Below are 233 nucleotides of genomic sequence, written 5' to 3'. Positions count from 1 at the left end.
CTATTAGAAACTTTTTACGATGAATTTGAATTACTTCATGCCGTTAAAGTATTTCGTAATCAAACGAATATTCCGATTGTTGCTCAAGTAGCGTTACATGAAGCAGGTACGACTAAAAATGGAAATGATGTCAATGAAATATTAAAGCAGCTTATAGATTAAGGTGAAAATGTTGTTGGATTGAACTGTCAAATAGTGCCACTGCATATGACGGAAGCTTTCAAAATGATATC

Annotated in this window: 1 pseudogene; it reads left to right on the top strand. The window is 33.0% G+C overall.

Going from position 1 to position 233, the window contains the following annotated elements:
• Positions 1-233 (top strand): annotated as a pseudogene (locus tag JDS81_RS30100) (homocysteine S-methyltransferase family protein); the annotation flags it as partial.

Source organism: Bacillus cereus group sp. N31, assembly GCF_016483245.1.
GTDB lineage: Bacteria > Bacillota > Bacilli > Bacillales > Bacillaceae_G > Bacillus_A > Bacillus_A toyonensis.
Note: the sequence above shows the minus strand (reverse complement) of the source record. Positions and strands in the feature narration are given on the sequence as shown.